Source organism: Pseudomonas grimontii, from assembly GCF_007858185.1.
Taxonomy (GTDB): Bacteria; Pseudomonadota; Gammaproteobacteria; order Pseudomonadales; family Pseudomonadaceae; genus Aquipseudomonas; species Aquipseudomonas grimontii.
Window position 1 is genome coordinate 208127 of the sequence record NZ_VFES01000003.1, and the last position, 24209, is coordinate 232335.

General features: G+C 59.5%; 20 protein-coding genes. 10 read left to right on the forward strand and 10 right to left on the reverse strand.

The genetic code is table 11. The annotated features are described in order from the left end of the window. Window positions 1-2: 2 nt before the first annotated feature. Entirely contained in the window at window positions 3-1544 is a 1542-nt protein-coding gene (pdxR, locus tag FIV39_RS07540) for a MocR-like pyridoxine biosynthesis transcription factor PdxR (RefSeq protein WP_090401381.1), read from the reverse strand. A gap of 90 nt (window positions 1545-1634) precedes the next feature. Here pdxR and FIV39_RS07545 point away from each other — a divergent pair, with 90 nt between their 5' ends. From FIV39_RS07545 to FIV39_RS07555, 3 genes are read left to right on the forward strand one after another with little or no spacing between them, the layout of a single operon-like run. Then, the gene (locus FIV39_RS07545) at window positions 1635-2273 is read left to right on the forward strand and encodes an FMN-binding negative transcriptional regulator (RefSeq protein ID WP_090401380.1); all 639 of its coding nucleotides are present in this window, start codon (window positions 1635-1637) and stop codon (window positions 2271-2273) included. After that, a complete protein-coding gene (locus FIV39_RS07550; protein WP_090401379.1) occupies window positions 2270-2716 on the forward strand; it encodes a GNAT family N-acetyltransferase in 447 nt (148 codons plus the stop codon). The genes FIV39_RS07545 and FIV39_RS07550 overlap by 4 nt, the downstream gene beginning before the upstream one ends. A 10-nt stretch (window positions 2717-2726) precedes the next feature. Beyond that, window positions 2727-3398: a GNAT family N-acetyltransferase gene (locus FIV39_RS07555; protein ID WP_090401378.1), complete on the forward strand. Its 672-nt coding sequence runs from the start codon at window positions 2727-2729 to the stop codon at window positions 3396-3398. 110 nt (window positions 3399-3508) lie between these two features. On the opposite strand, the gene FIV39_RS07560 is transcribed toward FIV39_RS07555, so the two are convergent. The 4 genes from FIV39_RS07560 to FIV39_RS07575 form a co-directional block, all read right to left on the reverse strand. Beyond that, the gene (locus FIV39_RS07560) at window positions 3509-4597 is read right to left on the reverse strand and encodes a BsuBI/PstI family type II restriction endonuclease (RefSeq protein ID WP_090401377.1); all 1089 of its coding nucleotides are present in this window, start codon (window positions 4595-4597) and stop codon (window positions 3509-3511) included. 10 nt (window positions 4598-4607) lie between these two features. Continuing rightward, window positions 4608-6512, reverse strand: coding sequence for an HsdM family class I SAM-dependent methyltransferase (locus FIV39_RS07565; protein WP_244176240.1), 1905 nt, complete (start codon window positions 6510-6512; stop codon window positions 4608-4610). Window positions 6513-6597: 85 nt separating this feature from the next. Next, window positions 6598-6879 carry a hypothetical protein gene (locus FIV39_RS07570; RefSeq protein WP_090401375.1) on the reverse strand — a complete coding sequence of 94 codons (282 nt, stop codon included), beginning with the start codon at window positions 6877-6879 and terminating at the stop codon, window positions 6598-6600. A gap of 313 nt (window positions 6880-7192) precedes the next feature. Then, window positions 7193-8092: a homocysteine S-methyltransferase family protein gene (locus tag FIV39_RS07575; protein ID WP_090401374.1), complete on the reverse strand. Its 900-nt coding sequence runs from the start codon at window positions 8090-8092 to the stop codon at window positions 7193-7195. Between the two features lie 111 nt (window positions 8093-8203). Here FIV39_RS07575 and FIV39_RS07580 point away from each other — a divergent pair, with 111 nt between their 5' ends. The 3 genes from FIV39_RS07580 (at window position 8204) to FIV39_RS07590 (ending at window position 11240) form a co-directional block, all read left to right on the forward strand. Further along, a complete protein-coding gene (locus tag FIV39_RS07580; protein ID WP_090401373.1) occupies window positions 8204-9025 on the forward strand; it encodes an ABC transporter substrate-binding protein in 822 nt (273 codons plus the stop codon). A 29-nt stretch (window positions 9026-9054) separates the two neighbouring features. After that, window positions 9055-9825, forward strand: a complete 771-nt coding sequence (locus tag FIV39_RS07585) for an amino acid ABC transporter permease (RefSeq protein ID WP_090409830.1) — start codon at window positions 9055-9057, stop codon at window positions 9823-9825. 161 nt (window positions 9826-9986) lie between these two features. Beyond that, entirely contained in the window at window positions 9987-11240 is a 1254-nt protein-coding gene (locus tag FIV39_RS07590) for an autotransporter outer membrane beta-barrel domain-containing protein (protein WP_090401372.1), read from the forward strand. Window positions 11241-11347: 107 nt separating this feature from the next. Here FIV39_RS07590 and oadA read toward each other — a convergent pair whose 3' ends face one another. Both oadA and FIV39_RS07600 read right to left on the reverse strand, forming a co-directional pair. Further along, complete coding sequence (oadA, locus tag FIV39_RS07595; RefSeq protein WP_090401371.1) at window positions 11348-13156, reverse strand: sodium-extruding oxaloacetate decarboxylase subunit alpha; 1809 nt, start codon at window positions 13154-13156, stop codon at window positions 11348-11350. A 102-nt stretch (window positions 13157-13258) separates the two neighbouring features. Next, on the reverse strand, window positions 13259-14674 hold the full coding sequence (locus FIV39_RS07600) for an acetyl-CoA carboxylase biotin carboxylase subunit (RefSeq protein ID WP_090401370.1): 1416 nt from the start codon (window positions 14672-14674) through the stop codon (window positions 13259-13261). Between the two features lie 195 nt (window positions 14675-14869). Here FIV39_RS07600 and FIV39_RS07605 point away from each other — a divergent pair, with 195 nt between their 5' ends. Next, on the forward strand, window positions 14870-15844 hold the full coding sequence (locus FIV39_RS07605; RefSeq protein ID WP_090401369.1) for a LysR family transcriptional regulator: 975 nt from the start codon (window positions 14870-14872) through the stop codon (window positions 15842-15844). Here FIV39_RS07605 and FIV39_RS33290 read toward each other — a convergent pair. The 3 genes from FIV39_RS33290 to FIV39_RS07620 all read right to left on the reverse strand — a co-directional run bounded on the left by FIV39_RS33290 (window position 15774) and on the right by FIV39_RS07620 (window position 20096). Further along, entirely contained in the window at window positions 15774-15971 is a 198-nt protein-coding gene (locus FIV39_RS33290) for a PA3496 family putative envelope integrity protein (RefSeq protein WP_074848013.1), read from the reverse strand. The two genes, FIV39_RS07605 and FIV39_RS33290, sit on opposite strands and share 71 nt — an antisense overlap. 223 nt (window positions 15972-16194) lie before the next feature. Next, the gene (gene hexR / locus FIV39_RS07615; RefSeq protein ID WP_010168370.1) at window positions 16195-17061 is read right to left on the reverse strand and encodes a transcriptional regulator HexR; all 867 of its coding nucleotides are present in this window, start codon (window positions 17059-17061) and stop codon (window positions 16195-16197) included. 161 nt (window positions 17062-17222) lie between these two features. Further along, window positions 17223-20096, reverse strand: a complete 2874-nt coding sequence (locus tag FIV39_RS07620) for an EAL domain-containing protein (RefSeq protein WP_090401368.1) — start codon at window positions 20094-20096, stop codon at window positions 17223-17225. 279 nt (window positions 20097-20375) lie between these two features. Between FIV39_RS07620 and uvrD the strand changes: the two genes are divergently transcribed. From uvrD to FIV39_RS07635, 3 genes are all read left to right on the forward strand, one after another. Continuing rightward, window positions 20376-22559 (forward strand): DNA helicase II, encoded by a 2184-nt coding sequence (gene uvrD / locus FIV39_RS07625; protein ID WP_090401367.1) that lies wholly within the window; start codon window positions 20376-20378, stop codon window positions 22557-22559. A gap of 189 nt (window positions 22560-22748) precedes the next feature. Continuing rightward, complete coding sequence (locus FIV39_RS07630; RefSeq protein WP_090401366.1) at window positions 22749-23618, forward strand: Tim44 domain-containing protein; 870 nt, start codon at window positions 22749-22751, stop codon at window positions 23616-23618. Window positions 23619-23753: 135 nt separating this feature from the next. Next, window positions 23754-24161 (forward strand): SMI1/KNR4 family protein, encoded by a 408-nt coding sequence (locus tag FIV39_RS07635; RefSeq protein WP_017739032.1) that lies wholly within the window; start codon window positions 23754-23756, stop codon window positions 24159-24161. The last annotated feature ends 48 nt before the right edge of the window (window positions 24162-24209 follow it).

Here is a 24209-nt window from a genome sequence, read left to right on the forward strand (position 1 = left end):
TCTCAGCCGGTCCGCCAGGCCTGACGCAAGCGCGCCAGCGCCAGGGCGATTGCCGGCTCGGGCACCGCGGCAAACCCCAGCACCAGGCCGGCGCGCTGATCCGCCGGCTGGGTGGATTGGGCCAGCCAGTAACTGCTCAAACCATTGACCTCGACATCCACGGAGCGGGCCTGTTCAAGCAGTTGCTGCTCGCGGGCCAGGCTGTTCACACGCACCGTCAGATGCAGCCCCGCCGCGACGCTCGGCAACTCACCAACCCCCGGCAGCCCGCTCGGCCAACCGGCCAACAAGGCGTTGCGCCGGCTCAACGCCGCTCGCCGCATACGGCGGATATGCCGCTGGAAGTGCCCGTTCGCCATGAATTCGGCCATGACCGCCTGGGTACTGACTTCCGAGTGGCGCATGTCCACCGCACGACGCCGAGAAAAGGCGTCCACCAGACCCATCGGCAATACCAGATAGCCCAGGCGCAAGGCCGGGAACGCCACTTTGCCGAAGGTACCGACATAGAGCACGCGCCCACTGCGGTCCAGTGCGGCCAGGGGCGCCAGCGGTGCGCCGCTGTAGCGGTACTCACCGTCGTAGTCGTCCTCCACGATCCAGCCACCGGTGCGCTCGGCCCAGGCCAGCAGTTCCAGGCGCCGCGCCAGGCTCATCACCACGCCCAGCGGGTATTGATGCGAGGGTGTGACGTAAGCCAGGCGGCAATCTTTCAGGCTATTCAGGGTTTGGCAATCGATGCCTTCGCTGTCCACCGGCACGCCATGCAGGCGCCCGCCGGCCAAGGCGAATGCGTGACCGGCGGCGCGATAGCCCGGGTTTTCCACCGCCACGCCGTCGCCGGGCTCCACCAGCAGCTGTGCACAAAGGCTGATTGCCTGCTGTGCGCCACTGGTGATCACTATTTGTTCAGCCGAGCATTGCATGCCGCGCGAACTGCGCAGGTAAGCCGCGATCAGCCCACGCAGGCGCGCGTCCCCTGCCGGGTCGCCGTAGCACAACTGTTCCAGGTCGGGTTTGCGCCAGAACGCCCCATTCAGCTTGGCCCACACCTCAAACGGGAATAGATCGAAGGCGGGCACCCCGACGCGAAACGCCTTGGGCGGACCAGTCGGCGGTTGAGGTAAATGGTTGTTTTCCAGACGGTCCAGGGCCGGCCTGTGGATAACTTCGTCATCGAGATCCAAGGGCAAATTCGCCCATTTTGTGGATAAGGCTGGGGATAAGCCTGTTGGTAACCCTGTGGATAGTTTTGTGGATAGTTTTTTCGGGGTGGGCAGTTGGGCGACATAAGTACCATCGCCCACCCGGCCTTCAATAAACCCCTCGGCGTATAGCTGATCGTAGGCGCGCACCACGCTGTTGCGGGAAATCGACAGGGCCGCCGCCAAGTCACGGCTGGCGGGCAATCGCGTGCCGCTGACCAAGCGGCCATCCAGCACTCGCTGGCGTAAGGCTTCATAGAGTTGGCGTGTCAGGCCCTGGCGCCGATCCAACTCAATACCGGCAGGGTTGAACGACAGCGGCGGCTCTATGGAAGGCATCGAATTGGACCTATTAAATTGACGATAGATGGCTCTTACAACGAACCATTAGCCTGCCTAGGATGCAGGCATTCGCCAAGGAAAATATTCATGTACACACCCCGCGCCTTTGCCCTCGAAGATTTGCCCGAACTCCATCAACTGATCCAGCACACACGCCTGGCGCAGTTGGTGACCGTTGGCGAGCAAGGCCTGCAAGCCAGCCACTTGCCGCTGCTGCTTAACCCCGATGAAGGCCCCAATGGCACGCTGCACGGGCACCTGGCCAAGGCCAATCCGCAGTGGAAAGACCTGCAAAACGGCAGCGAAGCCCTGGTGATCTTTGCCGGCGCCGAGGCTTACATCAGCCCGGCGTTTTACCCGGCCAAGGCCGAGCACGGCAAAGTCGTGCCCACCTGGAACTACCTGGCGGTGCATGCCTACGGCAAGGCCGAGGTGTTTACCGATGCCGAGCGCTTGCTCGGCGTAGTCAGCGCCCTCACCGACCGCCACGAGGGCAACCGCGCCCAACCGTGGAAAGTCAGCGACGCCCCGGCCGATTACATTGACGGCATGCTCAAGGCGATCGTCGGCTTCAGCCTGCCGATCGAGCGCCTGATCGGTAAACGCAAGCTCAGCCAGAACCGCAGCCCGGCGGACATCGCCGGCGTACGCGAGGGCCTGGCCGCCAGCCTGGACGTGCGCGACCAGACCCTCGCGCGCTTTATTTCCCAAGGAGTTTCAGAATGAGCCAGATCGACATCCGCCGGGTCACCGCTGCCGACCACGCCGCCTGGCTGCCGCTGTGGCAGGCGTACTTGAAGTTCTACAACACCGAACTGCCAGACGCGGTCAGCCAAAGCACCTGGCAGCGCCTGATCGATCCCCAGGAGCCGACCCATTCCGCGCTGGCCTGGCAGGACGGCAAGGCGGTGGGCATGGTCAACTTCATCTACCACCGTTCCAACTGGAGCATCGAGAACTCATGCTACCTGCAAGACCTGCTGGTGGACCCGGCCCAGCGCGGCACCGGCGTCGGCCGTAAACTGATCGAGTTCGTCTACGCCACCGCCAAGGCCGACGGCTGCTGCAAGGTCCACTGGCTGACCCACGAGACCAATGCCACCGCGATCCAACTCTACGAGCGCATCGCCGAACGCCCTGGCTTCATTCAATTTCGCAAAGGTCTCTAAGGAGCGCAGCATGTCCACTTCCCTCGCCGACTGGAAAGGCGCCCCTGCGCCCACCGCGCAACTGCTCGAAGGGCGCTTTATCCGCCTGGAAAAACTCGACCCGGCCCGCCACGCCGACCAACTGTGGCAAGCCCTCGAAGGCCCCGGCGCCGACCCCAAGTTGTGGGACTACCTGCCTTACGGCCCGTTTTCCGAGCGCAGCGCTTTCGATGCCTGGCTGAACAACCATGCGGCGAATAGCGACCCGTATTTCTTCAGCGTGGTCGACCGTGCGACCGGCCAGGTGCAGGGCATCCTAAGCCTGATGTCCATCGTTCCGGCCCAGGGCCGTATCGAAATCGGCCATGTCACCTTCGGCGCACCGATGCAGCGCTCACCCAAAAGCACCGAGGCGGTGTACCTCTTGGCCAAATACGCGTTCGAGCAGGGCTACCGCCGCCTGGAATGGAAGTGCAACAACGGCAATGCCCGCTCCAAATATGCGGCCGAGCGGTTGGGGTTCAGTTTTGAAGGGGTGTTCCGCCAGCACATGGTGGTGAAGGGGCAGAACCGCGATACGGCGTGGTATTCGATTTTGGATTCGGAATGGCCGACGGTGGGTGCGGGGTTTGAGGCGTGGTTGTCGGAGGCGAACCAGGCAGGCGATGGTCAGCTGAAAAGCCTGGTGGAATGTCGCAACTAAGTCTGTAAACACTGTGGATAAGTGCGGAAGCCGAGCTTGCCCGCGAGTGTGGCTTAATAGTCGTAAATACCGACTTAAAATAACCACATCGCGAGCAGGCGACTATATATCTAACAATCGCTTTGCTGAAAAAGATCAAAATTTAGCTTCGCCAATAAACGGGTGTTGTTTCTCAAGACTACAAGATTGTCCGGCTCAGACATAAACCAGGCAAAAGATCCCCATGCTAGCCCTGACATTGTTTTTTTATATCCGGCCGTTTCGCGATCCGCATAAGCGGTCACAAAAGCAACCTGCGAACGGTCGAACCCACCTTTGTCGGTTATCGCATACAGAGCGTCTTGTCTACGTGGGGTAATCGCCCCATCAGTGGCAACCACCTCCACAAAAACTATCAAAGGCTGTGATGGCCCAACATCAACTAAAATCAGGTCGGGAAGATCCTTGTTCGCTTGAATATCTAAACCGATAGATAAAGCCAATTTAACATCTGAATGAGCCGTTTTGTTACCAGACTCGCTGAGCCAAATTACGCCTGGCTCCTCTAGAAACTTAACAGAAAACACCTCGACAACTGCTTTAGATATATCAGAACTTGGACCAGGAATAAGTCGACGAGTATCCCCATTGGGGAAATTCACCAATACGCCGTCTTTGGTAACCGTTCCAGCACGCATAAGAGAAACACGAGCTCGCGCACTGTGCGACAGATGATTTTTTTGCCAAGCCAAAATAGCAATATCTAACGATTCACCTACTAAATCAGGATCGAATAGTGCCGCAAGATTTTTTTTCAATGCGTAACGCGGAGCACCTGAGGTTGTAGTTACGCCAGCCTTTTCAATTACAGCCCCTACAACAAGCAACCCTTCACGGAGGGTCTCATCACGAATGGGCTCTCTTGTATTGTCTGCATACCATCGGCTACCAGGTACCTTATAAGACTTTTTGCGCAGATCACTGCGGTAACTTAAACGCGCCTCATCAGTAACGTCTTCCGCTTGTACATCCGTCATACGATAAACATGTACCGGGCCGAGCCAAACATCTGCATCTTCAACGGCACCAATGTATAGCATCGCAAAAACTGTACTGGCCGTGATTTCACGAATGCAGTAGGTACGGTTTGGCGTACCCTCTGGAAAAATAACAGGTAGCCTTTCAGAAATCAGTTTTCGTGATGCGTAGGGTGGAAGCACGGTTTCATCCTTAAAAAAGTTCAGAGCAAGCTGCTTCAATGACATCTTTTGAGCAATCTGCTTCTACCAATCGGCTTAGCTCAAACAAATCGGAAGGAGCAGGAAGAGGGAGCGACTCTAATTCGTAGGCAGACACGGCTACTGAACCACTAACACATCGGAAAGCTCGATCCGCCGCACCACTATTAAGAAAAGCAGCAAGCACAGATGGGCTAACGGTAGGAGCATCGGTAATCTGCCTAATCATATTAATGTGATTCTCAATAACGACCCCCCCGTGCAGATCCAGAAACTCTAATGGAAGTGCCGTGGCAATTAGGCGCCGACTTTGCTCTTTAGCGGTTGTTCGCTGTAGTAGTACGCAAGGCCGTGTCGTTAATAAATGACGCTCCGAAGACTTCAACTCAAAGTAGGGTGCATGGTTTTTTCTATTTGCCCTAAATATAAACTTTCCATCACAAGTGATAGCCTCCGCCCAAATAAGTGGAAACCTCTGCTCCCCTCCCTTATAAGCCAGTTGCGATTTATGCCGATTCCAAACCAAAGGCCCAGTACTGACTCCGTAGCCCCAATCCGCAAGGCGGCACGGCATTGTCGCTAGTTTAGCTACCAACTTGCTTTGACCAGAGTTACGTGGCAAGAGCCAAGGCAAAGTGGGGTCTTTAGGGAGACAAATTGACCCAGCATCGGCCACCTCTATTGCCCCACCTGAAATTAATGCAACTTCTGATACCTTAATGGGAGCCGACGCACCTGCTCTACGGTAAGTTGTAAGTGCCATTTCCTGAAGCACGTCGTCAAAAACACCTTTACGAGCAGCAACGAAGTCAATCGCTAAAGGTGGTGCTTCCTGAGCTATTACAGATCGGAGATTTTTGAAATACCCTCCGGCTAAAAAAGAGGTAGGTGTAATGTAGGCGATTAATCCACCAGGTTTAGTCTGACGAATAGCAAAGTCAGTAAATAAACCGTAGAGGTTCGCATGACCATATAAAGAGCGACTATAGAGCTCGCGCGTTTCAGCGTCGAGCTTAGCCTTACCATAAGGAGGATTACCTATCACTAGGTCAAACGGATCTTTCACAGGAGGCTGACGAAGCGAGTCACAAACCGTAACCATGATGGGCAGCGTCAATCCTGACACGCTACTAATAGGTAGCAACACAGCATCAAGAGTGACTTGACTGAGCCAAGCACCAAATGGATCGATTTCAAAGCCATGCAGGCGATTTCCGATGCTTTGCAGCAACAGCTTAGGACTGCAACCCTCAAGCTCTTCCATAATTCGCTGTGCGATAGGTGCGAGGAAGGCACCACCACCACATGCTGGATCTAGAACACGACACTTTGCCCAATTGACCTTCGCAGCGGTTGCCTGGTCGAGAAGGCGAGCTGTGAGTGCAGGGGGTGTATAAAAAACCCCAAACTCTCCACGATGTTGTGTGGGAAGCATGCCCGTATAGATCAATCCAATCTGATACGCCGCCGCCTCCGCGTCGAGTTTGGCCGCCATCTTACCAATCTGGTCCGCGAGCAAACGCGCGATTGAAGGAAGCTCCAATGTCTCAAACGCTGCAATCGGGGAGCGTAATTCCTGAGGGACGATATGGCCCTCTGTGAGGCCTTCCCACCAAGCCTGAATAATCCTGGAACCAAAGGAGCGGGTCAGCGCAAGCTGTTCGGAAGCTGGAAAATTAGCCGACATTGAGCGAGCCATGGATTTTGCAGACGCCAGCGATTGAGCCGGCAGGTCCGAAACACTTGGAGTTTCTAGCTCAACAAACGCGATTTGTGCCTCTTTTGCCATACACCCCCCATTGCGGGCCGCGATTCTACCTTGCTTTGAAGAATTAGACGTCCCGCTCATCGCGATCACGCGATGTTGCGTTAAAAAATGGAAATCAACAATTGCCAATTGACCGCGTGGGAAGGAAACCCACGCGGTAGATTTTTCGAAACACTGTATGAAAATACAGCATTTTTGAATTATGGCGAATTCCCTAGACGGATGGGCCGCTATGTTCTGCTTTGACCTTCCAACCTAACGCCTGCAAAGCATCACAGCCATCCTGCAACAACACGTGCGCTGCCGAGGCGACATGTTGCAAGTCGGCGCCTTCGGCCAGTTCGGTACTCAAGCAGGTGACACTGTTCAGCAGGTTCCGCGCTGCCTGGATACGCTGTGTGGCAGTTTCAAACAGCTCGCAAGCGCCAGCATCGGCATTGAGGAAAAAGACGGGATCACAGCTGATGTTGCTTTCCAGTGGGGTGTAGTTAGGCATGGCTATATCTCATTTATTAGATGAAAACGGCCACCCACTGCGGCTAAACAAAATGGGTGGCAGCTGTACGAGGGTTAGCCGACCGGGAAAAATGAAAAACCCGGCACACCCGAAAGTGTCCCGCGCACAGCCGCCATAAAATCAAGGGCAGCAAAAAGCGCCACGTTTGAACGGGCGCTTGTGCATCATTTTTTCCGACCGGCTAAAGTCGGCCGCCGATGTCTCGGCGACCGCTGAACTATAGGTGAACCGTCGGATGATACAAACCGCCCAAGTGGACAATAGCCTTAGTTAAGGAGCCTTCCTACAAGTTCTAGCGAAACTGATGAGCCAGCACCGCAATGTGCTCCGGCCCGATCCCGCAGCACCCGCCCAAGTGGCTGGCACCGCGTTTTTTCCAGTCTGCGGCCCACTGCAGGTAGCCCGGTGGGTCGAGATCTTCGCGCAGGGGGTCCAGGCCATCGTTGGCCGTGGCTTCCTTGGGCTGTGGTGGGAAGGCATTGGCATAGGCGCCGATCTGAATCTGCACGCCCAGCCGCTCGAAGGTCTGGCGTGCGGCATCGATCGCCGCGCCGATCACTTCCGGTTGGCTGCAATTGAACAGCAACACCTGCACACCCAGCTGCGCTGCCGCTTCGGCCGCGTCCGCCACCGGCTCGCCGGAACGCAGGCGCGGTACTTCGTCGGTGTCTTCGTCTTTCAAGGTGAAAGACAGCCAGAACGGTTTGCCATCCTTCGGCAGGCCCGCATGAATCGCCCGCGCTTCGACGATTGAGCTCTGGGTTTCCGCCAGCCACAGGTCGACATGCGGTGCCAGGCCCTGCACCAGTGGCGTCAGCAACTCAGACACGCGCTGCGGCTCGAACAGGTCGGGGCGATACGAACCAAACAGCGGCGGCAGCGAGCCGGCCACACGCACGGCTTTGCCCGAAGCCTCCACCGCTCTCCTCGCCAACTCACCCGCCAACGCCGCCAGGGCCTGGCCTTCGGCAGCAAACCGCGCCTCACCGATATGAAACGGCACCACCGCATAGCTGTTGCTGGTAATCACGTTGGCGCCGCTGTCGATATAGGCCGCATGCACTGCCTCCACTGCTTGCGGTGCTTCGCTCAATGCCAGCGCCGACCACTCCGGCTGCCGGAAGGGCGCACCGCGTCGTTGCAGTTCACGGCCCATGCCGCCGTCCAGAATTACTGTGCTTACTGCGCCCATATGCTTTTTACTCATAAGCTTATGAAAATAACTCACTATGAGAGTCGTTCTTATAACTATTTAATACGTACAATTCGGTTCATAACAACCTCTTTTTATTCAGGTGCCTCTTTGAAACTTAAACCGCTACTGGCCTTGGGCCTGACGATACTGGCTGCCTCCACCCAAGCCTTTGGCGGCGCGACCCTGGACCGGGTTGAGAAGAAAAAAGAACTGGTGGGTGTGCTGATGGAAAGCTACCCGCCGTTCTCGTTCCTCAACGATCAAAACCAACTCGACGGCTTCGATGTCGACGTGGCCAAGGCCGTCGCGCAAAAGCTCGGTGTGAAACTGCGCCTGGAAACGCCGTCGTGGGACGTGATCGCTGCTGGCCGCTGGAGCGGCCGTTATGACATCTGCATCTGCTCGATGACCCCAAGCAAGGCTCGCGCCGAGGTGTTTGATTTCCCGGTGGAGTACTACGCCTCCCCTGCCGTGATCGTGGTCAATGCCAAAGATGATCGCATCCACGGCGCCAAGGACCTGAGCGGCAAAAAAGTCGGTCTCACCAGTGCCTCCAGCTACGAAAGCTACCTCAACAAGAACCTGGTGATCGAAGGCGCCGAGGACACCCAGCTGCAATACCCGTTCGAGGACGTGCAGATTGCCCCGTACGACACCGATAACGTCGCTTTCCAGGACCTCGGCCTGGGCGCCGGTGTGCGCCTGGATGCGATCCTGACCAACCTGGTCACCGCCCAGCCGCGCTTGAATCAGGACAAGCGCTTCAAGCTGGCCGGCGAAGCGCTGTATGCCGAACCCAACTCGGTGGCCATCGAAAAAGGCGACGCCCAGTGGGACGCCAAGGTGCGTGAGGTATTTGCCCAGTTGAAACAGGACGGCACCCTGAGCAAACTGTCGCAAAAATGGATCGGTGCCGATATCAGCCAATGAGTGTTCCCCCAAAACCTGCGCGCGCCCTGCTGGGCTTTCGCACACGGCTTTACCTGACCTGGGCGGCGCTGTTCGCCCTGTTTGCCAGTTTCTTCCTGAGCTTTGACCTGAAGTTCTCGATCATCCTCGACAAACTGCCCAACCTGGTCGGCCTGCACCTGGCACCCAATGGCTTTCTGCAAGGCGCAGCGCTGACGCTGTTCCTGTGCCTGTGTTCGATTGCCGCCTCGTCGGTGCTGGGCTTTATCACCGCGCTCGGGCGCTTGTCCAAAAGCGCCGTGGCCTTTGGCATCGCGAGCTTTTACGCGTCGTTCTTTCGTGGCACGCCGTTGCTGATCCAGATCCTGCTGATCTATCTGGGGCTGCCGCAATTGGGCCTGGTGCCGGGTGCCATCGTCGCCGGAATCATCGCGTTGTCGCTGAACTATGGGGCTTACCTGAGCGAAATCTTCCGCGCCGGCATCCTTGGCGTCCCTCACGGGCAACGGGAAGCCGCGCTGGCCCTGGGCATGCGCGACAGTGTGATCTTCTGGCACGTCACCCTGCCCCAGGCCATGCGTACGATTATTCCGCCGGCCACCAACCAGTTCATCTCCATGCTCAAGGACTCGTCGCTGATCTCGGTGATGGGCGTGTGGGAAGTGATGTTCCTGGCGCAATCCTACGGCCGCTCGAGCTATCGCTACATCGAGATGCTCACCACGGCCGCGATCATTTACTGGGTCATGTCCCTCGGGCTGGAACTGATTCAGGCGCGAATGGAGCGTCACTATGGCAAGGGCTATGTCAGGCGCGGGTGAAGGCCGGCAAAAATGACACCCACCATCAGCCTGATCGTGCAGCGTTTTTTATCGCTGCAGACTAGAGACCTCTCCCGCAAACCATCGGCACCTGATCTGACAGTTATTACTTCGACACCTCGCTAAATTCCCCGACCTCATACATAAGAGGTCGGGATCGCATGTCCTTCACGCCGCAACAACTTGTACTTGCCATCACCCTTGCGCTGGGCGCCACCAGCCTTCAACTCGCACAGGCACAGCCCTCCCCCGCGCTGCCCGAACCTTCCATCGACTTCGCCTTCACCGGGCAAGCGACCAGCCGTAACGGCCTCCGGGCAGCACAGGTACTGGATTCCGCAGTAGATGCTCTGCTGAAGTCGGATGAACTCAGCGACTGGGACAGATATGAAATAGGTCAAATCGGCGACTACCTCCACAGCCTTGAGCCTGGCCGGGTAGGTGCGGTCCTGGAGCAACTGGCCGGTAGCCAGAATGCCAACCTGGGTACGGCCACCCAAAAAAGCATGGAGCAGATAAGCAACGGCTTGCTGTCAGTCATGCGCGAACAGGCCAAAGGCTCCGTCGAAGACAGCACACGCGTTTGGGCCATGGGTATGAACAATGGCGGTCGCCTGGCCGGTCAGCAAGGCAGCGCGGGTTTGCAACGAGACACCCGCGGAGTGTTGTTCGGGGCCGACTGGGCAGCGGGGCCTGAATGGCGAATAGGCCTGATGGGCGGGAAATCCGACAGTACTTTCGACGCCAAACGCTTCCACGCCGAACTGGACAGCTGGCATCTGGGCAGTTACGCCGTGCGCCAGGACGGCCCCCTGGCCCTCCGCCTCGGGGCGATCTACAGCAGCCATGACGGTCAGAACAAGCGCAACATCGACATTGACTTCTTCGACTATCGAGAGCAACTCAAGGGCAAGTACAACGCCCAAAGCCAGTCCGCCTTCGCCGAGCTGGGCTATCAGGTGAGCAAGGGTGACTTCACTGCCGAGCCGTTCGCAGGTGTCGGCTACCAGCGCTATCACCGTGACAGCTTCAAGGAAAACGGTGGCCTGGCGGCCCTGAACGTCGGCGAGCAAACCCAGAAAAACCTCAGCAGCACCTTCGGCGTTCGACTGGCCAGCCTTCACCGACTGGATAACCAGATGAGCCTCAAGCCCTACCTGGCCACCAGCTGGAAGCACCTGTACGGCAATGTCGACAGCAAGGTTCGGCAGTCTTCCAGACTGGTAGACAAAAAAGACTTCAACAGCGACTTCACCATCGAAGGCACTGCTCTGGACCGCGATAGCCTGGCCCTGCAAGCGGGCGTTGACTGGGGTCTGTCGGCGCAACAGACGATCAGCCTTGCGTACACCTCGGACATAGGCAGCGACAGTCGCAACCACGGTGTAATGGGCCAGTGGCAGATGGGGTTTTAATGCCAGCACCTTGAGGAAACCTCACGAGCCTGAGTGCCAAATCCCAGGCAAAAAAAAGGGGGCACATGCCCCCCCGAGGTTTAAGCGGTAGTGTCGAAGGCTGTGTATCAGCCTTCGATTTCAATCAGGATTTCGCCAGGGTTCACCCGGTCGCCCTTGGCCACATGAACGGCGGTCACCTTGCCGGCAATCGCAGCCTGCACTTCGGTTTCCATTTTCATCGCTTCGGTGATCAGCACGGCCTGGCCGGCCTTGACCACGTCGCCTTCCTTGACCAGCACATCGACGATATTGCCCGGCATGGCAGTGCTGACATGCCCCGGCTCGGTGGCCTGCTTGCGCTTGCTGCTACCGCCGCCGACGAATTCGTTGAGCGGTTCGAACACCACTTCTTCCGGCATGCCGTCGATGGACAGGTAGAAGTGGCGCTTGCCTTCGGCTTTCACGCCGACACCGGTGATGTCCACGCGGTAGCTTTCGCCGTGCACGTCGATGACGAACTCGGTCGGCACGCCTTCACCACCGACACGGGCCACGCCGCCGGCTTCAGGGATAGGCAGCAGCACTTCTGGCGTCAGGGTGCCGGCATCGCGTTCTTCGAGGAACTTGCGCCCGATGTCCGGGAACATGGCGTAGGTCAACACGTCTTCTTCGGACTTGGCCAATGCGCCGATTTCGCCGCGCAGCTTGGTCATCTCCGGCTTGAGCAGGTCGGCCGGGCGCACGTCGATCACTTCTTCGCTGCCGATGGCCTGGCGACGCAACTTCTCGTTAACCGTGCCCGGCGCCTTGCCGTAGCCGCCTTGCAGGTACAGCTTCACTTCGTTGGTGATGGTCTTGTAGCGCTCACCGGCCAGCACGTTGAAGAACGCCTGGGTGCCGACGATCTGCGAAGTCGGGGTCACCAGCGGCGGGAAGCCGAGGTCTTCACGCACCCGTGGGATTTCAGCCAGTACCTCACTCATGCGGTTAAGAGCGCCCTGCTCTTTCAACTGGTTGGCCAGGTTGGAAATCATCCCGCCCGGCACCTGGTTGACTTGCACGCGGGTATCGACGGCGGTGAATTCGCTTTCGAACTGGTGGTACTTCTTACGCACCGCGTAGAAGTACAGGCCGATCTCTTGCAGCAGCTCCAGGTCGAGACCGGTGTCGAATTCGCTGCCTTTAAGGGCGGCGACCATCGATTCGGTGCCCGGGTGGCTGGTGCCCCAGGCGAAGCTGGAGATGGCGGTGTCGATATGGTCGGCACCGTTTTCGATGGCCTTGAGTTGGCACATCGCAGCCAAACCGGCGGTGTCGTGGGAGTGGATAAAGATCGGCAGGTTCTGCTCGGCTTTCAGCGCCTTGACCAGTTCACCGGTGGCGTACGGCGTCAGCAGGCCGGCCATGTCCTTGATCGCGATCGAGTCGCAACCCATGGATTCCAGCTGCTTGGCCTGGGCCACGAAGGCCTCGACGGTGTGCACCGGGCTGGTGGTGTAGGCGATGGTGCCCTGGGCATGTTTGCCGGCGGCTTTGACCGCTTCGATGGCCACGCGCAGGTTACGCACGTCGTTCATGGCGTCGAAGATGCGGAACACGTCGATGCCATTCACGGCGGCCTTGGCCACGAAGGCTTTGACCACATCGTCGCTGTAATGGCGGTAGCCCAGCAGGTTCTGGCCGCGCAACAGCATTTGCAGGCGCGTGTTAGGCAACGCGGCGCGCAGTTTGCGCAGGCGCTCCCACGGGTCTTCCTTGAGGAAGCGTACGCAGGCGTCGAAGGTCGCGCCGCCCCAGACTTCCAGGGACCAGTAGCCGACCTTGTCGAGCTTGTCGCAGATCGGCAGCATGTCGTCGGTGCGCATGCGGGTCGCCAGCAACGATTGGTGGGCGTCGCGCAGGATGGTGTCGGTTACGAAGATTTTTTTAGTCATATTCGGATCTCCTCATAGCTGCAAGTTTCAAGCTACAAGCTGCAAGTAAAAGCTGATCCGCTTTCACTTGTAGCTTGCCGCTTGCAACTTGCCGCTGTTTATTTACAGGCCTGCGTGGGCGGCGATGGCGGCGGCGATGGCCAGGGCCAGCTCTTCGGGTTTGCGCTTGATCGAGTAGTTGGTCAGCTCAGGGTGGCTTTCCACAAAACTGGTGTTGAACTGGCCGCTGCGGAATTCCGGGTTACGCAGGATTTCCTGGTAGTAAGCGGCAGTGGTCTTCACGCCTTGCAGGCGCATGTCGTCCAGGGCTCGCAGGCCGCGGTCCATGGCTTCTTCCCAGGTCAACGCCCATACCACCAGTTTCAGGCACATGGAGTCGTAGAACGGCGGGATGGTGTAGCCGGTGTAGATCGCCGTATCGGTGCGCACGCCGGGGCCGCCGGGCGCGTAGTAACGGGTGATCTTGCCGAAGCTTGGGAGGAAGTTGTTCTTCGGGTCTTCGGCGTTGATGCGGAACTGCAACGCGAAGCCACGGTGCTGGATGTCTTCCTGTTTCACCGACAACGGCAGGCCCGAGGCGATGCGGATCTGCTCGCGGACAATGTCGATCCCGGTGATTTCTTCGGTGATGGTGTGTTCCACCTGCACCCGGGTGTTCATCTCCATGAAGTACACCTCGCCCTCGGCGAGCAGGAACTCCACGGTGCCGGCGTTCTCGTAGCCCACGGCCTTGGCCGCGCGCACCGACAGGTCGCCGATGTAGGCGCGCTGTTCCGGGGTGAGTTGCGGGCTCGGGGCGATTTCGATGAGCTTCTGGTTACGACGCTGGATCGAGCAATCGCGCTCGAACAGATGCACCACGTTGCCGAAGCTGTCACCGAGGATCTGCGCCTCGATGTGCTTGGGATTGACGATGCATTTTTCCAGGAACACTTCCGCCGAACCGAACGCCTTGGTGGCTTCGGAGATCACGCGGGGGAAGGCTTGTTCGAGTTCTTCGCGGCTGTTGCAACGACGGATGCCGCGACCGCCACCACCGGACGTGGCCTTGAGCATCACCGGGTAACCAATGCGGTCGCCTTCGGTGAGGGCCTCGGCGATGTCGGCGACGTTGCCTTCGGTACCGGGCGTGACCGGCACACCGGCCTTGATCATGCTGCGACGGGCTTCGGTCTTGTCGCCCATGCGGCGAATCACTTCAGCCGAAGGCCCAATGAATTTGATGCCGCGTTCGGCGCAGATGTCTGCCAGTTCGGCGTTTTCCGACAGGAAGCCGTAGCCGGGGTGCAGCGCGTCACAACCGGTTTCCACCGCCAGGTTCACCAGCTTGCGCGGGTTCAGATAGCCGGCCAGGGGCTCGACACCAATGCTGTGGGCTTCGTCGGCACGCTTGACGTGCAACGCGTGGCGGTCGGCGTCCGAGTAAACCGCGACCGAGCGAATGCCCATCTCGGCGCAGGCACGCACGATTCGTACGGCAATTTCACCACGGTTGGCGATCAGGATCTTTTTTATCACTTGGAAATTCCCTTGAGCCGATTGCTGCGTTCTTCGACCCGTTGAAGCCGGGTCGGTGCGTGACTAAATGTTTCATGACAGTCGCGAGACACACACTAAGCCCGCTGAGGGATTAACAAAAATCAATAATTATTGGGTTAGGCATAAGCAAAAGCTTATAGTTTGCCGGACGGCCTGGGACGAGAGGATTTATATATGCGTAAGTCATTGATGAGACTGACATTGCGTCAATTGCAGATCTTCAATGAGGTGTGCGATTTGCGCTCTTACAGCCGCGCAGCCGAGGAAATGTCTCTCACCCAACCGGCCGTTAGCCTACAAATTCGCCAGCTGGAAGAGCTGATCGGCCAGCCGCTGTTCGATTATGTCGGCAAAAAGCTCTACATGACCGAGGCTGCCGAAGCCCTGCAACGGGCCAGTCGGGATATTTTCGGGCGCCTTGAAAACCTCGATATGCAGCTGTCGGACATGCAGGGTTCTTTGCAAGGCCAGCTAAAGCTCGCGATTGAGTCCAGCGCCAAGTACTTCGTGCCGCACCTGTTTGCCGCGTTCAAACGCCAGCATCCCGAAGTACAGCTGCACCTGACCGTGGTCAACCGCGCCCAAGTGATTCGGCGTCTCTCCGACAACCGCGACGACCTGGTAATCATGTCCATGGTGCCCCAGGACATGGGCCTGGAATTCCTGCCATTCCTCAACAACCCGATCGTGGCCGTGGCCCCACCCGATCATCCCTTGAGCCTGCAAGGACCGCTGCGCTTGCAGGACCTGGAACCCTACACGCTGTTGCTGCGCGAACCGGGCTCCGGCACGCGATTGGCCTGCGAGGAGTACTTCAAGGAGAAACGCGTGCACTTCACCCAGACGGTGGAAGTGGCCTCGGCCGAGGCGCAGCGTGAATGCGTCTGCGCCGGGCTGGGCGTGGCTTTGCTGACGCGTCATGCGGTCAACATGGAACTGGCCACCGGCGGGCTCAAGGAGCTGCCGGTGGAAGAACTGCCACTGTACCGCAGCTGGTGCCTGGTGCAGGCCAAGGCCAAGCGCCTGTCACCGGTGGCCCATGCGTTCCTGGGCTTTATCCGCAGCGAACGGGTGCAGATCAGCGCGTTGGCTGAACGTTTCGCTGGGCAGCCGCGGGTGCCTGCCAGTGGAGTTCCGGGTAGTCACTGATGCTCTGCTGCAGCTGACGCTGGTCGCAGCGGTCTTCGATTGCGCGACGGAACGCCATGCGGCGCTGGTCTTCCTGCTGACGACGGGTTTTGACGGAGCTGTTGCTGTCTTCGTAGGGCCGGGCCATTTGGAGTCTCCCAATGCGAGTACGGGAGTTCAGGATGGGTTGTAGCGATGACGGTTTAACGGCGTGGGGGTTACAGGACGATGAATCTTACGAATAGGTAAACAATCCAAATGTGGGAGGGGGCTTGCTCCCGATTACGCTACATCAGCCGATTTCTCTTTGACTGACCCACTGTTATCGGGAGCAAGCCCCCTCCCACATTTTGAGCGTGTATGGCCCTGGATCAGTCGTCGAGCGCTTTGACGGACTTGGGCGACAACCGCAGGCTGCGCAAGCTGCGCTTGACGCTCTTGAGGTGGTTGACCAGGCTCGGCCCACGCGCCATGGCCACGCCCATCGCCAGCACGTCGATCACCACCAGATGAGCGATACGCGACGTCAGCGGGGTGTAAATCTCGGTGTCTTCGTGCACATCGATCGCCAGGTTGACCGTGGACAGCTCCGCCAACGGCGTCTGGCTCGGGCACAAGGTGATCAACGTGGCGCCGCTTTCACGCACCAGGTTGGCGGTGATCAGCAGGTCTTTGGAACGGCCCGACTGGGAAATGCAGATCGCCACGTCGGTCGGCTTCAAGGTCACCGCCGACATCGCCTGCATGTGCGGGTCGCTGTAGGCCGCCGCAGTCAGCAGCAGGCGAAAAAATTTGTGCTGGGCGTCTGCCGCCACCGCACCGGACGCGCCGAAACCATAGAACTCCACACGCTGGGCCTGGGACATGGCAGTCACCGCCTTTTGCAGCTCCACCGGGTCGAGCTTCTCGCGCACCTCCATCAGCGTGTGCAAGGTGGTGTCGAAGATTTTCAGGCTGTAGTCGGCGACGGAATCGTCTTCGTGGATCGCAAACTGGCCGAAGCTCGCGCCAGCGGCCAGGCTCTGGGCCAGCTTGAGTTTCAAGTCCTGGAACCCGGAGCAACCGATGGCGCGGCAGAAGCGCACGATGGTCGGCTCGCTGATGCCCACGCTGTGGGCCAGGTCGGCCATGGAACTGTGCATCACAGCCGCAGGGTCAAGCAGCACGTGATCGGCAACCTTGAGTTCCGATTTGCGTAACAGGTGGCGCGACTGGGCGATATGTTGCAACAGGTTCAAAGGGCAGGACTCTTGTTATTGGCAGGGCCAGGGATGTAGCAAGCTTGTAGTTATACTACAAGAATTGCCGTTTTGCCCGTTCAACGCATGACTAAATCGCCCTGCTGGCCTCTGAATCAAAGGGCAGAGGCTTTGTAGCCTCTGGGGCGACCCAGGCGTGGTTAAGGAAAATCTGCATTTTTACGTAACAAATCTGCCAACCCCTCGGCCTCCATCGGCCGACTGATCAGGTAGCCCTGCACCTCATCGCAGCGTTCTGTACGCAGGAAATCCAGCTGCTGCTGATCTTCCACGCCTTCGGCCACCACCTTGAGCGCCAAACCGTGAGCCATCGCAATGATTGCTCGGGTAATGGCTGCGTCTTCCCGCCCCTGGCCGAGGCCGCGGATAAAGGTCTGGTCGATCTTCACGTAATCCACAGGGATACGCTTGAGGTAACTGAGGGATGAATAGCCAGTACCAAAGTCGTCGATGGCCAGCTTCACGCCAAGGTCGCGCAGTTGCTGGAAGGTCGCAATGATGTGTTCAACACTGTCGAGCAACTGGCTTTCGGTCAGTTCCAGTTCGAGGTATTGCGGATCCAGGCCGGTTTCTTCAAGTACCTGGCGCACCAGGCTGACCAACTTGCCCTGGCGCAACTGATGCACCGAGAGGTTCACCGACACACGGATCGGCGCCAGCCCCTGGCGCTGCCACTCACAGGCTTGCCAACAGGCCTGGCGCAGCACGAATTCGCCCAGCGGTACGATCAGGCCCGTTTCTTCGGCCAGGCCGATAAAGTCGCAGGGCGGCACCATGCCCCATTGCGGATGCTCCCAACGGATCAACGCTTCGGCAGCGTTCAGCCTGCCGGTGGCCAGGCACAGTTTCGGCTGGTAGAAGACCGTGAGCTGGCGCTCATCGATGGCTTTGCGCAGATGGTTTTCCAGCTGCAAACGCTCCAGGGTGCTGGCTTGCAGGCTGTCGGTGTAGAACTGGAAATTATTGCCGCCCAGGTGCTTGGCGTGCTGCATGGCCATGTTCGATTGACTGACCAACGCGGAAATTTCCCGCGCGTTGTCCGGCAACAGGCTGATGCCCATCGACGCGCTCACCACCAACTCATGCCCTTCCACGGTCACCGGCACCCGTAGCTTGGCCAGCAGCCGTGTGGCCACCCGTGCCAGGCTCGACAGGTTGCCGTAGGCGTCGAACAACACGGCGAATTCATCGCCGGACAAACGCGCGATGGTGTCGGCCTCTGGCAAGGCATTGATCAAGCGACGGGCCATTTTTTGCAGCAACTGGTCGGCCACCTCATGGCCCAGGCTGTCATTAAGCAACTTGAAGCGATCGAGGTTGATATGCAGCAACGCCAGGCTGCGTCCGCCTTGGCGTACACGCTGATGGACCTCGCGCAGCCGTTCGCGGAACAGCGAGCGGTTGGCCAGGCCGGTCAATTCATCGTAGTGGGTGAGGTAGCGCATGCGCTCCTCGGATTCGCGCCGCGCTGATAGATCGGCGAAGAAGCCCACGACATGACTGACTTTTCCGCGAACATCGCGCACGACGTTCAGTTGCAACCACTGTGGGTACAGCTCGCCGTTCTTGCGTGTTTCCACCAACTCGCCCTGCCAGGTGCCGTGGCTGAGCAAAGCTTGGCGGATCACCGGGAAGTGTCGCCTGGCATCGCGGCTGCTGGGCAGCTCCACGACGTTGCGGCCGAGCATATCGTCAATCTCAAAGCCGGTGACGCGGCTGAACGCCTGGTTGACCGCGATCAGGGCGTAGTCCGGGTCAAGGATCACGATGCCTTCGCTGGCCGCCTCGAATACGGTCGAGGCCAGCCGCTGTTGCTCTTCCAGGGCTTTGCCGGCGCTGATGTCGCGGCGGGTGCCGAGCATTCGAATCACTCGCCCGCTCGGCGCGCGCTCCACGGCGCGACCGCGGTCTTCGATCCACACCCAGTGACCATCGCCATGGCGCACGCGGTATTCCACCTGGTAATCCTCGGTGCGCCCTTTAAGGTGCTCCACCAGCGCCCGCTTGAGCAGCGGCAGGTCGTCGGGGTGCAGGCGCGGCTTGAGGTGGCCAAGCATGGCCGTGACGTACTCGGGCTCCAGGCCGAACAATTCCTTGAGTTGGGTGTGATGAACCTCGTCAGTTTGCAGGTTCCAGTCCCACAGCCCGAGCTCGCTGGCTTGCAGGGCCATGGCCAGGCGCGCCTCGCTTTTATTCAGGGCCAGGCTGGCGGCGTCCAGCTCCTGGCTGCGTTGCGCCACGCGGTCCTGCAGGCCGACTTGCGCCTCGCGCAGCTCCTGCTCAACCTGACGCCGCTGCTCGACTTCGCGCACCAGGTCCTGATTCAGCTGCTCGCTGCGCTGCTGCGCCTGCTGCAGATGCTCGATCAATGCCTGGTTCTGGAAACGCCGCAGCAGCCCGCGCTGGATCAGGCGGTTGACCTGCCACGCCACCACGCTCAGGGATGCCAGCAGGATCAGGCCGAGCACACCCCAGCCTTGCTGTTGAGGGGCGCCGTTCCAGAACAGATAGACAATAGCCGGCACCAGGCACGGCAAGGCAAAGGACAGGAACGCCGGCAGGCTGACCGCGTAGGCGACGCTGGCTGACAGCGTCGCCGCACCGATCAGGCCGAACACCCAGGCCTGCTGCATAAAGCTATCCACCGGCACCAGGGCGATGGCGGCGGCGGCCAGGGTCAGGCCGCTGACTGCCGACCCGAGCATGAACATGCGCCGCCAGATGGGTTGGGCCTGGCGACTGGGCATGGCCGAATCAAAGGCCGCCACCTGGATCACACGCATCGCCACCAGGGCCAGTAGCCAGACCAGCCAGACGCTGTCCAACAGGTATTGCTTGGGGTTCCACAGCAGCCAGGCGCAGACCAGGCCATTGACCAACATTAATAACGTGGGCAGCAACGAGCCCTGATACAGCAGGCGTGTGCGCTCGACCGCCATCTCGGTGGCGTAATGTTTGCGGATAACCTGCGCGGGCGCCACCGAGGGGCCGAGCAGGTCGGTGCTGAGGGTCATAGGCAGTGTTCTTATAATGGTGAGCCCGAAACGTCGACGGAGCATACACAAGCAAGCGCTCGGGCCAAACTGCTCCAGATCATAAAAAGCACCCTGTGATCAGCCGCAAACCTTGGTGCCAGACCCCTTGAGCGAGGCCCTGCGCGGGCTGTGGCCCATGACTTACCGGTCATCAGCCCTGCCGGAATGTTTGCCCGGCCGGGACCACGCGAGACGTTTTGCGTCGACCACCCGGCATTGGGATTTGCCCGAGTCCCCTTAGGCCCCTAGAATGCGCCGATGCGCGATGATCTCTCTCTTTTGCTGAACTCCCTCAACGATGCCCAACGCCAGGCCGTAGCGGCCCCCGTTGGCCGTCAGTTGGTCCTGGCCGGTGCTGGCTCCGGTAAAACCCGAGTGCTGGTGCACCGTATCGCCTGGTTGATCCAGGTCGAGAACGCGTCCCCGCATTCCATCCTGTCGGTGACCTTCACCAACAAGGCCGCCGCCGAGATGCGCCACCGCATCGAGCAGTTGATGGGCATCAGCCCGGCCGGCATGTGGGTCGGCACCTTCCACGGCCTGGCGCACCGTCTGTTGCGGGCGCACTGGCAGGAAGCGGGCCTGGCCCAGACCTTCCAGATCCTCGACAGCGATGACCAGCAACGCCTGGTCAAGCGAGTGATCCGCGAGCTGGGCCTCGACGAACAGCGTTGGCCGGCACGCCAGGCCCAGTGGTTTATCAACGGCCAGAAAGACGAAGGCCTGCGCCCGCAGCACATCCAGGCCAGCGGCGATTTGTTCCTGGCTACCATGCGCAGCATTTATGAAGCCTACGAGGCCGCTTGCGCACGCGCCGGCGTCATCGATTTCTCCGAGCTGCTGCTGCGTGCCCTCGACCTGTGGCGCGACAATCCGGGCTTGCTGGCCCATTACCAGAAACGCTTCCGTCACATTCTGGTCGACGAGTTCCAGGACACCAACGCCGTGCAGTACGCCTGGTTGCGCCTGCTGGCCAAGGGCGGCGACAGCCTGATGGTCGTGGGCGACGACGACCAGTCGATCTACGGCTGGCGTGGCGCGAAAATCGAGAACATCTACCAGTATTCCGAGGACTTCCCGGACGCGGTCACCATCCGCCTGGAGCAGAACTACCGCTCCACCGCCGGTATCCTCAAGGCCGCCAACGCCTTGATCGCCAACAACACCGGGCGCCTGGGCAAAGAGCTGTGGACCGACGGCGGCGAAGGCGAAGCCATCAACCTGTACGCCGCGTTCAACGAGCACGATGAAGCGCGCTACGTGGTGGAAACCATCGAAAGCGCGCTGAAAACCGGCCTGGCGCGCAGCGACATTGCGATCCTGTACCGCTCCAACGCCCAATCGCGGGTGCTGGAAGAAGCGTTGCTGCGCGAGCGCATCCCGTACCGTATCTATGGCGGGCAGCGCTTCTTCGAACGGGCGGAAATCAAGAACGCCATGGCTTACCTGCGCTTGCTCGAAGGCCGTGGCAACGATGCGGCACTGGAGCGGGTGATCAATATCCCGGCCCGTGGTATCGGCGAGAAAACCGTCGAGGCGATTCGCGACCATGCGCGCCATGCCGATGTGTCGATGTGGGAGTCCATGCGCTTGCTCATCGCCAATAAAGGCCTGACTGGGCGTGCTGCTGGCGCGCTGGGGGTATTTGTCGAGTTGATCGAGAACCTCGCCGCAAAGTGTTCGGAAATGCCCCTGCACTTGATGACCCAGACGGTGATCGAGCAGTCCGGGCTGATTGCCTATCACGAAGCGGAAAAAGGCGAGAAAGGCCAGGCCAGGGTAGAAAACCTTGAGGAACTGGTCAGCGCCGCCCGCGCATTCGAAAACACCGAGGAGGACGAAGAGCTGACCCCGCTCGCCGCCTTCCTCGGCCATGCGTCCCTGGAAGCCGGCGACACCCAGGCCGATGAGCATGAAGACAGCATCCAACTGATGACGTTGCACAGCGCCAAGGGCCTGGAGTTCCCGTATGTGTTCCTGGTGGGCATGGAAGAAGGCCTGTTCCCCCACAAGATGAGCCTGGAAGAGCCCGGTCGTCTTGAAGAAGAACGCCGCCTGGCCTACGTGGGCATCACCCGCGCGATGCAGAACCTGGTGATGACCTACGCCGAGACCCGACGGCTGTACGGCAGCGAGACCTACAACAAGGTGTCGCGCTTCGTACGTGAAGTGCCGAAGGGCCTGATCCAGGAAGTGCGCCTGTCCAACAGCGTCAGCCGCCCGTTCGGCGGCGGCCAGCAACAGAACTCCAACAGCATGTTCGCCGGCTCCGAGATTCCGGAAACGCCGTTCAGCCTGGGCCAGCAGGTCAAGCATGCGATCTTCGGCGAAGGGGTGATCCTCAACTTCGAAGGCGCCGGTGCCCAGGCCCGCGTGCAGGTGAACTTCGCCGAAGGCAGCAAGTGGCTGATGATGGGCTACGCGAAGCTCGAAGCTGTCTGAAACATTTGCCTACATGAAGGTTATTGGCCCGCCCTTGTTTTTAACGAGCGCGGGCCAATATCTGTAATAAGTCCTACAGGCCATTCTGATTCGGTCTTACGCAAAAGCCCGAAACATTATGTCGCTAGCCACTGTCACTACACCTGTGCAACATGGCGCGCGTGCAATCCACAAATGGGAATTCCCTTTATGAAACGTTTTCTTAGCATCGCCATGGCGTTGTGCATCGGCCTGACGATGAGCCTCGACGCCAACGCCAAACGCTTCGGTGGCGGCAAAAGCTCGGGCGCGGCGCCGACTCACCAGACCAGCCAAATGGCTCCATCCGCCGGTGCAGGCGGTGCTGCCGCTACTGCAGGCGCAGCCGGTGCTGCTGGCGCCGCGGCCAAGGCCGGCGGTGCTTCGCGCTGGTTGGGCCCTCTGGCCGGTATCGCGGCCGGTGGCCTGCTCGCATCCATGTTCATGGGCGGCGGCTTCCAGGGTATGCAGATCTTCGACATCCTGATCATGGCGGTCATCGCCTTCCTGGTCTTCCGTTTCATCGCCGCCCGTCGCCGCAAGCAGCAGGAGCAACTGGCTCCAGCTGGCGCGCCGATGCAGCGTGAAGTGTTCGAACAGAAGCCAGCCATGGGTTCGATCTTCGGTGGTTCGGCAGCGCCTGCTGCAGCCCGCCCGGTGATCAACGCACCGGCGTGGTTCAACGAAGAGCGTTTCGTCGAAGCGGCCCGCAGCCACTTCCAGTCCCTGCAGCAGCACTGGGACGCCAACGAAATGGACAAGATCTCCGAGTTCGTGACCCCGCAACTGCTGGAGTTCCTCAAACGCGAACGCGCCGACCTGGGCGAAGGCTTCCAGTCGACCTATATCGACGACCTGCACGTCCAGTTGGAAGGTGTGGATGATCGCGCCGACAAGACCATCGCCACCCTGACCTTCAGCGGTGTGTCGAAGACCTCGCGTTTCGACCAGGGCGAAGTGTTCAGCGAAAGCTGGAACATGGAACGCGCCCAGGGCGACAACCAGCCATGGCTGGTCGCCGGTATCCGTCAGAACGGCTGATACCTACGCGCTTGAGCAAGCCGTAACAAAAAACCCCGGACCTGTCCGGGGTTTTCTATTTCACGGTTGCACTTATAGCGAGCTACTGTATAAAACCCCCCTATAAACCGCGCCATCAGCAAGAGGATCCCGGACGTGGAAGAAATCATCGAACAATTGCGTGAAGCCAACGAACCGGTCCCGGTTCCTCTGGAACTACCTGATGAAGATCAGTTGGTGGAAATCGAAGAACAGCTGTTCATCGACATCCCGTTTGTCTTCCGTGAGTTCCTGCTGACCGTCAGCGATGTGGTGTATGGCAGCCTGGAGCCGGTGACCGTCACCGACCCGCAGTCGCACACTTATCTGCCGGACGTGGCCGCCAACGCCTGGGATGCCGGTGTTGACCGCAGCATGATCCCGATCTGCCAGGACGGTGACGACTACTACTGCGTCGAGGAAGACGGCACCGTGGTGCTGTGGTCCGGCGAAGAAGAACTCGTCACCGAGGAAACCTGGGAATCGGTGTGGCATTGGGCGCGGGACGTCTGGCTGGAAAGCTGAGACCTGATCCCTGTGGTGAGCGGGCTTGTCCCGCGCCAGGCCGCGCAG